Source organism: Agrobacterium tumefaciens (genome assembly GCA_025560025.1).
GTDB lineage: Bacteria > Pseudomonadota > Alphaproteobacteria > Rhizobiales > Rhizobiaceae > Agrobacterium.
Genome location: CP048486.1, coordinates 1,295,162 through 1,309,255, shown reverse-complemented (window position 1 = coordinate 1,309,255; position 14,094 = coordinate 1,295,162). Strand labels below are relative to the sequence as shown.

16 protein-coding genes are annotated in these 14,094 nt (G+C 58.9%); 9 read left to right on the top strand and 7 right to left on the bottom strand.

Translation table 11 applies throughout. The features are described 5' to 3' along the window. Positions 1 to 43 precede the first annotated feature (43 nt). The 5 genes from FY152_19980 (at position 44) to FY152_19960 (ending at position 3,742) form a co-directional block, all read left to right on the top strand. Positions 44 to 532, top strand: coding sequence for a MaoC family dehydratase (locus tag FY152_19980; GenBank protein ID UXS34410.1), 489 nt, complete (start codon positions 44 to 46; stop codon positions 530 to 532). A gap of 36 nt (positions 533 to 568) precedes the next feature. Next, positions 569 to 1,291: a transporter substrate-binding domain-containing protein gene (locus tag FY152_19975; GenBank protein ID UXS34409.1), complete on the top strand. Its 723-nt coding sequence runs from the start codon at positions 569 to 571 to the stop codon at positions 1,289 to 1,291. A gap of 28 nt (positions 1,292 to 1,319) precedes the next feature. Continuing rightward, positions 1,320 to 2,375, top strand: a complete 1,056-nt coding sequence (locus FY152_19970) for a DUF2332 domain-containing protein (protein UXS34408.1) — start codon at positions 1,320 to 1,322, stop codon at positions 2,373 to 2,375. 91 nt (positions 2,376 to 2,466) lie between these two features. Beyond that, positions 2,467 to 2,991: a hypothetical protein gene (locus FY152_19965; protein UXS33297.1), complete on the top strand. Its 525-nt coding sequence runs from the start codon at positions 2,467 to 2,469 to the stop codon at positions 2,989 to 2,991. 142 nt (positions 2,992 to 3,133) lie between these two features. Beyond that, positions 3,134 to 3,742, top strand: coding sequence for a metalloprotease (locus tag FY152_19960; protein UXS35124.1), 609 nt, complete (start codon positions 3,134 to 3,136; stop codon positions 3,740 to 3,742). A gap of 77 nt (positions 3,743 to 3,819) precedes the next feature. Here FY152_19960 and soxG read toward each other — a convergent pair whose 3' ends face one another. From soxG to FY152_19935, 5 genes are read right to left on the bottom strand one after another with little or no spacing between them, the layout of a single operon-like run. Further along, on the bottom strand, positions 3,820 to 4,374 hold the full coding sequence (soxG, locus tag FY152_19955; protein UXS34407.1) for a sarcosine oxidase subunit gamma family protein: 555 nt from the start codon (positions 4,372 to 4,374) through the stop codon (positions 3,820 to 3,822). Beyond that, positions 4,367 to 7,327 (bottom strand): sarcosine oxidase subunit alpha, encoded by a 2,961-nt coding sequence (locus FY152_19950; protein UXS34406.1) that lies wholly within the window; start codon positions 7,325 to 7,327, stop codon positions 4,367 to 4,369. The genes soxG and FY152_19950 overlap by 8 nt, the downstream gene beginning before the upstream one ends. Further along, entirely contained in the window at positions 7,324 to 7,638 is a 315-nt protein-coding gene (locus FY152_19945; protein UXS34405.1) for a sarcosine oxidase subunit delta, read from the bottom strand. Before FY152_19945 ends, FY152_19950 begins: the two co-directional genes overlap by 4 nt. A 13-nt stretch (positions 7,639 to 7,651) precedes the next feature. Continuing rightward, the gene (locus FY152_19940; GenBank protein UXS34404.1) at positions 7,652 to 8,062 is read right to left on the bottom strand and encodes a hypothetical protein; all 411 of its coding nucleotides are present in this window, start codon (positions 8,060 to 8,062) and stop codon (positions 7,652 to 7,654) included. Further along, positions 8,062 to 9,315: a sarcosine oxidase subunit beta family protein gene (locus FY152_19935; GenBank protein ID UXS34403.1), complete on the bottom strand. Its 1,254-nt coding sequence runs from the start codon at positions 9,313 to 9,315 to the stop codon at positions 8,062 to 8,064. The genes FY152_19940 and FY152_19935 overlap by 1 nt, the downstream gene beginning before the upstream one ends. A gap of 319 nt (positions 9,316 to 9,634) precedes the next feature. Between FY152_19935 and rpsU the strand changes: the two genes are divergently transcribed. Together rpsU and FY152_19925 are read left to right on the top strand one after the other, a co-directional pair. Further along, positions 9,635 to 9,862, top strand: coding sequence for a 30S ribosomal protein S21 (gene rpsU / locus FY152_19930; protein UXS34402.1), 228 nt, complete (start codon positions 9,635 to 9,637; stop codon positions 9,860 to 9,862). Between the two features lie 135 nt (positions 9,863 to 9,997). Next, positions 9,998 to 10,894 (top strand): tetratricopeptide repeat protein, encoded by an 897-nt coding sequence (locus tag FY152_19925; protein UXS34401.1) that lies wholly within the window; start codon positions 9,998 to 10,000, stop codon positions 10,892 to 10,894. 73 nt (positions 10,895 to 10,967) lie between these two features. Here the strand turns inward: FY152_19925 and FY152_19920 are convergent, their stop codons facing one another. Further along, positions 10,968 to 11,234 (bottom strand): hypothetical protein, encoded by a 267-nt coding sequence (locus tag FY152_19920; GenBank protein ID UXS34400.1) that lies wholly within the window; start codon positions 11,232 to 11,234, stop codon positions 10,968 to 10,970. A 320-nt stretch (positions 11,235 to 11,554) separates the two neighbouring features. Between FY152_19920 and FY152_19915 the strand changes: the two genes are divergently transcribed. Both FY152_19915 and FY152_19910 read left to right on the top strand, forming a co-directional pair. Then, positions 11,555 to 11,833, top strand: a complete 279-nt coding sequence (locus FY152_19915; protein ID UXS35123.1) for an exopolysaccharide production repressor exox — start codon at positions 11,555 to 11,557, stop codon at positions 11,831 to 11,833. Positions 11,834 to 11,943: 110 nt separating this feature from the next. Further along, positions 11,944 to 12,936, top strand: coding sequence for a glycosyltransferase family 2 protein (locus FY152_19910; GenBank protein ID UXS34399.1), 993 nt, complete (start codon positions 11,944 to 11,946; stop codon positions 12,934 to 12,936). A 150-nt stretch (positions 12,937 to 13,086) separates the two neighbouring features. On the opposite strand, the gene FY152_19905 is transcribed toward FY152_19910, so the two are convergent. Next, positions 13,087 to 14,055, bottom strand: coding sequence for a polysaccharide pyruvyl transferase family protein (locus FY152_19905; protein ID UXS34398.1), 969 nt, complete (start codon positions 14,053 to 14,055; stop codon positions 13,087 to 13,089). Between the last annotated feature and the right edge of the window lie 39 nt (positions 14,056 to 14,094).

The following is a 14,094-nucleotide window of genomic DNA, read 5'->3' as shown; positions in this document are numbered from 1 at the left end:
CGGCACCTTTATAAGTGCCGCGAGACAACCCAGAAGAGGTAACATGGCAAAGGACATAGCGCTGGCGGAAATGAAAAATTTCGTCGGTACGGAAATGGGCGTTTCCGACTGGATTACCGTCGACCAGTCGATGATAAACGCCTTCGCAAAAGCAACGCTGGACGAGCAGTTCATCCATACGGACCCCGAACGCGCCAAGGCGGAAAGCCCTTTCGGCGGCACCATCGCGCATGGGTTCCTGACGCTCTCGCTGCTTTCGGCGCTGAATTACGATGCCCTGCCCCGCATTCGCGAAACGACCATGGGCATCAATTACGGCTTTGACGCCGTCCGCTTCGTCGCGCCGGTCAAAAGCGGCGCGCGCGTGCGCGGACGTTTCATCTTGGCCGAGGCGCGTTTTCGTGGCGCCGCCATGCTGGTGACGACCTATGATGTGACGGTGGAGATCGAAAACGAGCAGAAACCGGCGCTCACCGCCCGCTGGACCACCATCACCCAGTTCAACCCCGAGGACAGGCCACAGGACGTCTGAGGGGGAAATGCATCGCGGCTTGAGATCGGAGTGTCTGTGAGATTCGCCTATTTGATAGAACCTCCGTTCAACTACAGGAACGAAGCCGGTGATGTCACCGGTTGCGATGTGGAATTGGCGCGAGTCATTCTGGCCATGATCGGCATTCACGACATTGAATTCATCGAAGCCGAATTCTCGCAATTATTGCCCGGCCTGAACGAGAACCTCTGGGACATGACCACTGGCCTCTTCAATACGGCTGAACGCAGAAGGATCGTTGCATTCAGCCATCCGATCTGGGCATTGCCCGATGGCCTGCTGGTGATGAAGGGCAACCCCAGAAATCTGGACGGATACGCCTCGGCAACGAGAGATCCAGAATGTACGCTCGTCGCGATCCGTGATCAGATCCAGCATCGCGTAATTGTGGAAGCGGGCATGCCCAATGACCGCATCCTCATCTGCGAGACCTACGACGCCGCCGCTCAAGCCGTCCTCGATGGGCGCGCCGACGCCTATGCGAGCGTGGCCATGGCACATCTCGGCTTTCTACAGCAAAATCCCCAGCTGGATCTCGAAATTGTCGCCGTATCACCAGAAGAACGACCGGCGGCCTCAGGCGCATTTGCTTTCCGCCAATCAGACCGGAAGCTCCAGAGCGCGGTCGATGCGGCGCTGCGTCGTTATATTGGATCGGACGAGCATCACGCACTGATGCGAAACTTCGGTTTCGATGATCAAGCCATCGCCAATGGTAAGGCCGATAGAGCCAGTTAACGCCAGATTGCGCAAAGGAGACGGCCCCATGCATGACGAAGCCGTAAGGAATGCGTTTCTCGTGCAGGCAAGGGCCTGCGACAGCCTTGGTTCGCCCTTTACCGCACGGCTTTGCCGCGCGGTGGCGGCGCGACTGGACCGCCAGACGGAGGTCGGCGAGAGGATTTTATCCTGGCCCGGCGATGTCGGCCCCTCGGGCGATTCCGTACCCCTGCGGCTGGCAGGTGCCCTGCATGCGCTTGTTCTTGAGGATAAGATCGGACCGCTTGTCGATATCGCACCCGAAAACGAGGATGCCCTCTGGCGGGCTTGTGCAGATGCCCTGCGTTTCCATTCGGCCTTCATCCTCGAAAGACTGAAATCACCGCCGCAGACCAACGAAGTCCGTCGTTCCGCCGTATTGCTACCAGCCTTTCTTTCCGTAGCAGGACTTACCGGTAAGCCGCTGGCCCTTTCCGAGGTCGGCGCAAGCGCCGGGCTCAACCTGCAATTCGACCGTTACCAGTATCGCCTTGGTGATCTTGCCTGGGGTCGGCAATCCTCAGTGTTCATGTCACCCGAATGGCGCGGAAATGCCCCACCCGATACGCAGGTCGAGGTCATCGAGCGGGCCGGCTGCGATCTCAACCCCCTCGACCCGTCATCCGCCGAGGATCGCTCGCGGCTGATGTCCTATCTCTGGGCCGACCAGACCGACAGGCTGGAGCGGACGGCAGCGGCCCTTCGCATTGCAGAGGAAAACGGCCTGCATGTTGAAAAAGCCGACGCAATCGACTGGCTGAAACGCCGCCTTGCCACGGGCCATCCGGGCGCTACCCATGTCATCTATCATTCGGTTGCCTGGCAATATTTCCCGGAGATTTTGAAACAGGCCGGCGAGGCACTGATTACCGAAGCCGGCGCCCGCGCAACGCCGGATGCGCCGCTTGCCCGCCTGCAGATGGAAGGGGATACGACACCGGGAAGCGCCGCTATTACCCTGCAAATCTGGCCGACCGGCGAGAAGCAGGAAATCGGCCGTGCCGATTTCCATGGACGCTGGGTGGAATGGCGGGGATGGAAAGCGGAAAAGCAGAGATTTTAAACGAAGCGCCCGCCAAAAATCCAACTAGTACTTGTAAAAGAAATACAACCGTGCTCCTCTTCATAAAACCTTATCTAGAGGGGGATTTTAATTGCGTATCAAAGCCCCGAAACTCATAAATATACTTGCATTTTTCACCTTGGCTGCAGATCCGGCAGCTGCGCAGCAGCAAATGGGGTCACAGGCCGCCATTAATGCCTGCGCAACTATTGCCACCCTGCTTCAAATGGGGGGACCGCAACTACAGTCCGCATTTGGACAGCAGGCATTATTTGCTATCCTTCAACAGACAGGTGGAACAGGTCGTTATCCTCCACTGGTTCAACTTGGACCTGTTCATAACGTTATGATCGGCGGGGAAAATGTACTGCCGCTGGGTAGTTTTTTGACTTGCAGGACCGTTCACCAGAATGGATATGCGGATTGGCAACTCGCATTTTCTCAAATGACGCAGCGGTTTGAGAATTTTCAGTTTAATTCGGTGCCTGGCGGAATCGCGAACCCCACTCCCCCTACCCCAAACCCAAACCCAAATCCCAATCCCAATCCCAATCCGGTCCCCAAGCCACCCCCAGACAACCAGGCATGCCAAAAATTTCCCGAACTTTGCCCCTGAGGTGAACGCCATGATTACAAGACGCGGCCTTCTTGTCGGATGTGGCGCCAGCCTCGCATTGCCTGGTAAATGCTGGTGTCAAACCTATAGCGGCTGCACGCTGACGGCCGCAGAGATTGCATCCGAAACGAATAACCAGACGATGGAATTCTCATATGTTGATGGCCAGTCCCCGGTCTCCACTTCCGGGGACAAGGACTTCGATTATGCACTGGCCCAGACCTTGAACTATCTGAGTAACCTGTTTGATGTCCTCCCCGGCTTCACCTATCTCGACGATGCGAAGGGAAAGAATGCCTATGCCAGCCCGGCCAACTATATGGGCCGCTCGGACGGCACGGTTCTTTTTGGCCTGCGTTTTCTCCAGGAATTTCTGAACCAGCCAGCCTATCCGGCCGCCTATATCGCAGCGGTTTGCGCCCATGAATTCGGCCATATAGCACAATATAAATATGGGATAGATGACCGGCTGGGCGGGCAACCGACGGTCAAAAGAATAGAGCTGCATGCGGACTATCTCGCAGGATATTTCGCAGGCCGCCGCAAGCTCGATAACGAAAATTTCCCTGCGGCGACGATCGCCCTGGCACAATTCAGCGTCGGAGATCACGCGGTTGACCATCCGGGGCATCACGGCACACCGGACGAGCGCGGTAATGCCGTAAAAGCGGGTTTTCTAGCCAGTTATCATCAACGCCTGGCGTTCAAGGATGCGCTGGAGGCCGGCGTCGGCTATGTGCAGACTCTCTAGGCCCAGACATCTTTTCTGACCGAGAAAGCTATTCGAGGCCGATAGAGGGCCTTTCATTTCTGGGGCGGCATGGAAATTCAGGTGAATATGTCCTGCGCCGCCTCCTGCAACAGGCCGCCGACATATTCGGCGAAAGAGCGCCAGCATTCCACGCGAAACGTATCGTCAGCCGTGCGCAGCAATACCACTTCAGCCTTGCCGAAAACCGTGCGCGAGCAGGCGCCAACGGGGAATTTTTCGAGCGACAGATCCTGCGGGCAACCGGCATTGAGTGCTGCTTCCGCACCCGGACCGGAAACGATGACGGCCGTGTTGCGATGGGAAATTTCGGTTGCTGAAAACAGGCCGGAGACACCGGCAAGCGTCGCCACCAGGTCGCTTTCGCCCTGATCGATCACCAGCCATTCATCCGGACCGAGCCAGAGAGCGGAACGCAGACCCGACGTAACGAAGCTTTTCGGGCTGCTGGGCAGGGCAAGACCGAGCGCTTCCGACAGGGCCGGCACGGCGCTTTCCCTTGCACGGAGCGACAGCCGCGATGCGGAAGCGGCGGGCTTCAGCGAGACGAAGGGCGAGCCGCCGTGGAAATCCTCGAGCACAGATTTGCGTTTTGCATGCAGCGTGTCAGCCATTGAGACGGGCTCCTTCCTTGTCGAGGAAGACCATGTCGGTCACTTCGACGGCAATGGTTTTATCGGCAAGCGGGATATAAAGGGTTTCGCCCATGCGCGCCCTGCCATCAGCCACCAGCGCGAATGCAATGGAGTGGCCGAGATTTTCCGACCAATAGGCCGACGTGACATGGCCGAGCATGGTCATGGGTTTTGGCTGGTTCGGATCGACGACGATCTGGCCGCCCTCTTCCGGAACGGTCAGCCGGTCCTTTGTCTTCAGTCCCACAAGCTGCTTGCGGCCGGAGCGCATCAGATCCGGGCGCTTCAGACCGCGGATACCGACGAAATCCGTCTTCTTTTTCGAAACCGCCCAGGCGAGCCCGGCATCGTCAGGTGTCACCGTGCCATCGGTATCCTGCCCGACGATGATGTAGCCCTTTTCCGCACGCAATATGTGCATGGTCTCGGTGCCATAAAGGCAACCGCCCACGGCTTCGGCCCTTTCGCGGATCGCGGTCCAGACGGCCGCGCCGTAATCGGCCGGAACGTTGATTTCGAAACCCAGTTCGCCGGTAAAGGACACCCGGAAGAGCCGCGTCGGCACGCCGCAGAAGGTGCCTTCGGCCACCGCCATATGCGGGAAGGCTTCCGGGGAAAGGTCGATGCCCTCGACGAAGGGCGCAATCACCTCGCGCGCCTTCGGACCCTGCACCGCAATCACCGCCCATTGTTCGGTGGCCGATGTCAGCCAGACGTTCAGCTCGGGGAATTCGGTCTGGAGATAATCCTCCATATGCTGCAACACGCGCGGCGCGCCGCCCGTCGTCGTCGTCACATGGAAACGATCCTCGGCGAGACGCCCGACAACGCCGTCGTCGTAAACGAAACCATCCTCACGGGTCATGATACCGTAACGGCAGCGGCCGGGTTTCAGCGTATCCCAGGCATTGGTGTAGATGAGGTTCAGGAACTTCGCCGCATCCGGCCCAACGACCTCGATCTTGCCGAGTGTCGAGGCATCGAACACGCCTACATTTTCACGCACCGTTTTGCATTCACGGTTGATGGCCTCGTGCATGTCTTCGCCCGGACGGGGGAAGAACCATGCACGCTTCCAGTTGCCGACATCCTCGAAGACCGCACCGGCAGCCAGCTCTTCCTCATGCATCGGCGTCTTGCGGGCCGGATCGAACAGCGCGCCGCGTGAATGGTTGATGAGCGTGCCAAAGGTGACCGGCGTATAGGGCTGGCGGAAGGTGGTGAGACCGACCTTCGGCAGATCCCGTCCAAGCGCTTCAGAGGCGATGGCAAGACCGTGCATGTTGGACATCTTGCCCTGATCGGACGCCATGCCATTGGTGGTAAAGCGCTTGATATGCTCGACGGAGTGCATGCCCTCGCGCACGGCAAGGCGAATATCCTTGGCGCAGACATCGTGCTGGAAATCGATGAAGGCCTTGACCCCGGTGCCCTCACCCGCCCCTTCGGCAGCACCGATCATGCCGCCGGTCCAGGCCCGCGCATTCTCGCCGGAAAATTCCACGGCGCCACCGCCAGCAGCGGCAGCCTCGGCAATCAATGCGGTGAGATCGTCCGTGCCGTTACAGGCGCCGACGGACACACAGTTCTGCACATGGATATCCGGCAGGAAGCGCTGGTTAGCCGCGTCAAACTTCAGCTTGCCGCGCGATTGCGAAAAGAGATGCACCGAAGGCGTCCAGCCGGCCGAAACGACGAGCGCGTCGATGGCGATCTTGCGCTTGTTCGAGCCGCCATTGCGGCCAACGGTCATGGAGGAAACGCGCAGGCGCCCCGCCGTGTCGTAAACACTATGGCCGGCCAGCACCTCAATGCCCAGCGCCCGCGCCTCGTCCAGCAGCCGTGCATCAGGGTTCTCGCGGCAATCGACGATGGCGGCGATCTTCACGCCTGCTTTTTTCAGATCGAACGCCGTTTCATAGGCGGAATCATGGGCAGTATAGACGCCGACATTATTGCCGACGCTCACGCCATAATGATTGAGATAGATACGGGCAGCCGAGGCCAGCATGATGCCGGGACGGTCATTATTGGCAAAGACCATATGACGCTCGATCGCACCCGCTGCCAGGACGACCTTCCCGGCTCGAACCTGCCACAGTCTCTCGCGCGGCTGGTGTTTGGCCGGCGTGGCGAGGTGATCGGTCACGCGCTCCGCGAGCGCCACGAAATTATGATTGTAATAACCGAAGGCCGTCGTGCGGGTCAGAACACGCACATTGGGCAGGGATTTGAGCTCAGCCAGAACCTTCTGCGCCCACTCATAGCCGGGCAAGCCGTCTATGACTGCGCCGGTATCGAAACGCAGCGCACCGCCAACTTCGGCATTCTCATCAACCAGAATGACGCTGGCGCCGGTTTTCGCAGCCGCGAGAGCCGCCGTCAGGCCGGCAACGCCGCCGCCGGCCACCAGCACGTCGCAATGGGCGTATCGACCGGAATAGTGGTCTGCATCCGGCTCGGACGGCGCCTTGCCGAGACCGGCGGCACGGCGGATGATGGGTTCATAGATTTTATGCCAGGCGGCCTTCGGCCACATGAAGGTCTTGTAGTAGAAGCCGGCCGCAAACATCGGCGACAGGAAATCGTTGATCGCGCTGATATCGAAGGACAGCGACGGAAAGCGGTTCTGTGAGGCGATGATCGCGCCGTCGAACACATCCTGCACCGTGGCGCGGACATTCGGTTGCTTGCGCATGCTGTCACGCGAGACGTCGATCAACGCATTCGGCTCCTCCGGACCTGCGGAGAGAAAGCCGCGCGGCCGGTGATATTTGAACGAACGACCGATCAGATGCACACCGTTTGCCAGCAGTGCGGATGCGACCGTATCGCCTTCCAGCGCCTGATAGATCTTGCCGTCGAAGGTGAAACGCGCGGTTCTGGCGGGTGTCAGGCGGCCAGCGCCCTTGATGCGATAAGCGCCGCTCATTGCGCCTCTCCCTTCTCTCCGGAAAGAACTGTCTCGGCATCCGGCTTCGGTTCGCCTGCCTTGTAGGTCATCAGAAATTTGTCGCTGACCGAATCGCGGGCTGCGTTGAAGAACCGGCCGCAGCCGTGAATGTGACGCCAGCGCTCGAAAACGAGACCCTTGTCGTTGTCGCGAATGAAGAAATATTCGGCGAAGGCCTCGTCGGAAATATCGGCGATGTTTTCCGGCCTGGCGATGTGGGCTTCACCCGCCCAGCGGAATTCGAGTTCGGAACGGTCTTCCCGGCAATAGGGGCAATGGATCAGAAGCATCGTCGCTCCACCTTCAAAGAGAATTTTCCGGAAGGACGCTTCCGGCGGGTTGGTCACACAGCCGCTTTCCCATCGCAACAAAGGGGGAAAGCCGCTTCAAGAGCTGCTCGAAATTATCGAATGGTTTCAGCGCCGAGGCCCGACCCATATTGATGATGGCAACCGCCATCATGTCGGTGTCGATCGCGAAGGGTTCGTCCTGTTCGCCATTTTCCTTCTCGCCGACGAAATAGACGAGCTTCTCCATCAGGCTCGGCGCGCAGAGAAGCAGGCCTTTTTCCGCCACGAAGGGCCAGTCGCGTTCGCCCTGCATCCTGCGGATTTGCTGGCTGCGAAAATCTCCCGCCTCCGGAACGAAGCTGCCCGCCGGCACCATTGCCGACGCACCGGACATATTGGCCGCAACCAAAGCCGCCGCCAGCATCAATGCGCCACCGCGGCGGCGGCGGCCTCATCGATCAGACGTCCGGTGCGGAACCGGTCGAGCGTCAGTCCGGCAGCCAGACGATGCGGCTCGCCGCGCGCAATCAGATGCGCAAACAGATTGGCCGAGCCAGGCGTCGCCTTGAAACCACCCGTTCCCCAGCCGCAATTGACGAAGAGATTGGGCACCGGCGTCACGCTCTGGATGGCGGAACGATCCGGCGTGTTGTCGGTGATACCGCCCCATTGACGCATCATCTTGACGCGGCGGAAGATCGGGAACAGCTCGCAGATGGCGTCGAGCGTATGAGTGATGATCTGCAGGCCACCGGTCTGGGAGTAGGAATTATACTGGTCAGTGCCCGCGCCGATGACCAGCTCGCCCTTGTCGGATTGCGAAATATAGGCGTGGACCGTGTTGGACATCACCACACAGGGGAAGATCGGCTTCAGCGGTTCCGACACCAGCGCCTGCAGCGGGTTGGAATGCAGGGGCACGCGAACATCCGCCATCTTCATCACGATGGAGGAGTGACCGGCGGCGGAAACGCCGATCTTCTTCGCGCCGATGAAACCGCGATTGGTTTCGACACCCGTCACCGCACCGTCCGGCCCGCGCCTGATGGCCGTGACCTCGCAATTCTGGATGATGTGCACGCCGCGATCAGAAGCAGCGCGCGCATATCCCCAGGCGACCGCATCATGGCGCGCCGTGCCGCCGCGGCGCTGCAGGGCGGCACCATTGATCGGATAACGGGCATTGCCGGAAATATCGAGCGGCGGACAATATGCTTTTGCCTGTTCGGGCGTCAGCCATTCATTATCGATGCCATAAAGGCGGTTGGCGTTGATATGTCGCTTAAAGGACTGCTGGTCGTGAATATTGTGCGAGAGCATCATCACGCCGCGCGCCGAATACATGACGTTGTAATTGAGATCCTGGCTCAGGCCTTCCCACAGTTTCAGGGAATGCTCATAAATATCCATGCTCTCTTCATAGAGATAATTGGAGCGGATGATGGTGGTGTTGCGGCCGGTATTGCCGCCGCCGAGCCAGCCTTTTTCCAGCACCGCGACATTGGTGATGCCGTGTTCCTTGGCAAGATAATAAGCAGCCCCAAGACCGTGGCCGCCGCCGCCGATGATGATGACGTCATAGTCCTTGCGCGGCTCGGGCGACGCCCATTGCGCATCCCACCCTTTATGACCCCGCAACGCCTCGCGCGCCACGGCAAAAACGGAATATTTGCGCATTCGCTGTCTGCTCCTCAAGAACCGGCCAGAAGCCGGACATCATGGCGCCGGCACGTATAATACACATGGCAAATCGGGGCCGGAGGCAATATCCCTTTTGCGACGCGGCGATGGTTTTGTTTTGACATGAAGGCAAGAAAGGCGGACCGGTCGCATTTTAGCGGTTGTTTGCGGGTTACCGGCTGGACTTGCCGTAAATGATCTGATAATGCACGTCACCAATCGCACGGCCAAAACGGCCTAGCGAACGATTTTGTGTTTGCGCGCGAATGCCTTTATTCGCGCAGCAAGATAACCAAACAAAAGGAACGGGATTCACGTGCAGGTACTAGTCCGCGACAATAACGTTGATCAGGCGCTTCGCGCTCTCAAGAAAAAGATGCAGCGCGAAGGCATTTTCCGCGAAATGAAGATGCGCGATTATTACGAAAAGCCTTCCCAGAAGCGCGCTCGCGAAAAGGCTGAAGCCGTTCGCCGCGTTCGCAAGCTGGCACGCAAGCGTGCGCAGCGCGAAGGTCTGATTGCGGCCCCGCGCGCGAGCCGTTAATAGGCCGTCTTTTGGACGTTTTTGAATGCTTGTTGGGCGGGGGCGATCAATTCGCCGCCGCTCTTTGTGTTTGTGGCCGGAGACCGATCGTGGGACAACGATTATGAGACCGGCCTGCGAGGGAACCCACACCGAATGACCGCTGTTGATGCCTGTGTTGTAAACAACTCCGATGCCTCCACGCGCCGGGTACCGCTGAGAAACAACAAGCGGCTTCATCTTTCCCTTGTCGTCTGCACCGTTCTCGCCGGACTTTCCGGCTGCGCGACGTCCAACCAGACGGATGATGTCTTCAGGATCGACCGCGCCCAGGGCTCGCAGGAAAACATCGCCTCGCTCACCTCGGTCATCAACGCCAATCCGCAGGATCCCGAAGGCTACAATGTCCGCGGCTCGGCTTACGGCCGCGCAGGTGATTCCCGCCGCGCCATCGAGGATTTCAACAAGGCGCTGCAGCTCAACCCGCGCTTCTACCAGGCCTATGCCAACCGCGCGCTGGTCTACCGCAACTCCGGCCAGCAGCAGCAGGCCCTGCAGGACTACAATGCGGCCCTGCAGATCAATCCGAGCTATGATGTGGCGCTGATCGGCCGCGGCAATCTTTACCGCCAGTCCGGACGCGTGAACGAGGCTTTCAACGACTTCTCCCGCGCTATCGAGCTTGAGACCACCGACGGACGCGCATGGCACAATCGCGGCCTGATCTACCAGCTGCGCAACCAGCACGCCCAGGCAATCGAGGACTTCTCAAAGGCCATTTCGCTGTCCTCCACCTCGCCAGAGCCCTATAATGGCCGTGGCCTTTCCTATGTCGCGCTGAATGATGACGAAAACGCCTTCGCCGATTTCAACCACGCCATTTCGCTCGACGGTAACGTCGCGGAATCCTGGGCCAACCAGGCGCTGGTCTATGAGCGGCGCGGCGAGATGGCCAAGGCCGCCAAGTCCTATGGGCATGCGGCACGGCTCGATCCGAAATATAAGCCCGCTCTCGACGGTGTTGCCCGCACGCGCGGCGCCAGCGCCTCCTGATCGAAACAGGCAGAAACAAAAGAAGCCGGCGGTGCAACACTCGCCGGCTTTTTTTATGGAAAACGCTGAGGCCTCAGTGGCTGTCGCGGCGCGCCTCGGGGGCAACATCGCCCGCCCATAATTCCGCCTGCACCGCGTTTTGAAACTCCATGACCTCGCGCCGCATGGCGGCGTCCTCATAACCAAGGCCCATCAGATAGGCGGCCAGTTCACGGCATTCCCTGCGCCAGAAATCATTCGCCTCCACACCATGCAGCTGGTCGAGCATGGTTGCACACCGTTTTACGTCGGCAATACGGTTCTTTGCCGGAAAGGCGATTACTTCTGAACTCGTCGTCACGCGGGCACCCTGCTCGTCTGAGGAATCAATACCGACTTTTTTAAAGGCGAGATGGTTAACGAAGTCTGCAGAGCGCGTGAGAAGGCTGGTTTTACGGTGAGCGGAGGACCTGGCCCGTGCTTTTAGACCGATATGACACGGGCAAAACGCCGATTACCGAGGAATTTACCAATCAAGATTACCGAAATTTCATGCCATGGCAGATAGAAGAAGTATATGTGTGTTGAAACAACACCGGTCTCATCGTATATTTCTTGCAAAGAAAAAAAATGCCGCAGCGCAGCCAAAAATGGAGAAATCGTTCTCGGGAGGAGAGCACCATGTATGCACCTCGTGTTTTTTTCAGCATGATCGGTGCATTGCTCATCTTTGCGGTTGCCACATATTTCATTCACGGGTCGCTCTATACGGCATTTATCCAGACCCTTATCTGCGCCGTCATTCTGCAAGTGGGTTATTTTATTGCAATTCTGGTTCTCGTTGCCCGGGAGAAGCGCCGGATGCGCGAGACATTCTCGCGTGATCGCAGCGCCGAGAATGCGACGGCGGACGCCGCAAATAACGCCCCGCCGCATGGCGCAAAACTGACCGATATGTGACATTTCACGCACAGTGATTTATTGCGATGCAAAAAAATCACTTGCATCCACACCCCTGACACTTTCTGCTGGCCAAATCCTGACGGTTCGTCACAGCAGAAGGACATTCCATGGTGAGCGGTTCACAGCCCATTTGCGTCATCATCGCTGCAAAAAATGCATCCGAAACGATAGACATCGCCATCCGCTCCGCCCTTGTGGAACCGGAAGTCGCGGAGGTCGTGGTGATCGACGATGGCTCGACCGACGCGACAAGCGAGGTGGCCCATGCGGCGGACGACGGCACGGGCCGCTTGAGAGTGGTGCGGTTCGAGATCAATCGTGGCCCTTCGGCTGCACGCAATCACGCCATCTCCATTTCATCCGCGCCGCTGATCAGCATTCTCGATGCGGACGATTTCTTTTTCAGAGGCCGTTTCGCCGCCATGCTGGCCGATGACGACTGGGACCTCGTCGCGGACAATATCGCCTTCATCCAGCAATCGGTTCCAGGCGCATCCTCCATGCAGCCTGCCCGCTTTGAGCCACAAGCCCGCTTTCTGTCACTCACAGAGTTCGTGGAAGGAAACATTTCCAGACCCGGCGTGGAGCGCGGGGAAACCGGCTTCCTGAAGCCGGTGATACGCCGCGCCTTTCTCGACAAACATGCGCTGCGTTATGACGAGGCCCTGCGGCTTGGCGAAGACTACGAGCTTTACGTGCGCGCGCTTGCCGCCGGCGCCCGCTACAAGGTCATCCGCCATTGCGGTTATGGCGCGATCGTTCGTGGCAATTCGCTGAGCGGGCGTCACAGCACCGAAGATCTTCGCCGATTATATGAGGCGGACAGGGCGATACTCGCGGGCTGCAAGCTTTCAGCAAGCGAGACGGCGATCCTGCGCGAACACGAGAAACATGTGCGCGCCAAATTCGAGCTTCGCCACTTTCTCGATGCGAAAAAGCAGAAGGGAATGGGAGGCGCACTGAGCCACGCACTGACACGCCTTCCGGCCCTGCCCGCCATCACGCACGGCCTCTGGACCGACAAGACAGCCCGTTTCCGCAAACCGGTGCAGCCGGTGCGGGACGTGCGCTATCTTCTCGACGGCACGCCGGTTTCGTGAGGGTACCGCGTATCGGGTGAGGCAAACTTCGCCAAATACGCCACCGTCATCCTCGGGCTTGACCCGAGGATGACGGTAGAGTGACTGGCTAACTAACATTTCAGGCAAAAGGCGGCAGAAAATTCCCCGCCGCAGCCGGTGCTTCCACCTTCAAAGATAATCGCGCTTGATCGTTTCCAGCACGGCGGAAAAACGCTCCTTGCGCTCTTCCAGCCTGCCATCCGGGCTGAGACGCGGCTCGGCACGGCTTGCCTGCCACAGTGCAAGCGTGGAAGGGGCGGCTAGAACCTGCTTGGCCAGTTTGCGCAACGACCGGGATTGGGTTTCCTGCGGCCGCACCAGCACATCACCTTCATGCACCGGGCCTTCATGCGCCGGAACAGAACCGGTCTCAGCGATAACAGAGGCCGGTGGCGGCGGGAAACTCATGCCCCAGAAACGCGAGCCCTTTTTCGCCGCTTCGGCGCGGGTGGAAACGGGCACGTAACGTGGATTATATTCCACACCCACGCTGCCGGCCCAATCGCTCCATTTGAAACTGTTGATCGAGGGGGATGTGGTGACCGCCACCCATGGCACGCGGAAAGCATCGGCGAGAATTGCGCCATGCATGGATTCGGCCACGATGAATTCCGACTGGGCGATGGCCCGGATGACGGCTTTTGCCTCGCCGCGCGGGTCGAGATAGGTCAGCCCGGCCGGCTCGCAGACCGTTTCCCACATGCCGAATTCCGCCGATTCCCAATGCGGAACGAAGGTCTTCTTGTAGAGCTTCGGCAGGCCTTTGAAATCAGGCATCTCGGTGACCATGACAGCCGGGTCGACAATGCCCTTCTCAGGCGCGAGCCCCAGCTTGGCGGCGGTTTTTTCGCCGCGCACGCAGCGAATATCCCAGAACTCGGTGCTGGTATCCGGCACCGCGCCATAACCATAACCGCTGCCGATCACCAGCTTGCGCTGCTTTGCGGGCAAAAGAACATCATTCAGCACGGTGCCGACGCCGACGAGCATGACATCGTCATGCACATCGCGCAGGCCCGGAAGCAGAAAATCCCACAGCCACAGGTTGAGATCGTCACCGAAATTTCCGTGATGAGATTCCCAGTGGTAAGGTTTCATGAGGTCACTCCTGGGTGAAAAAACATATAAATTCTTGCG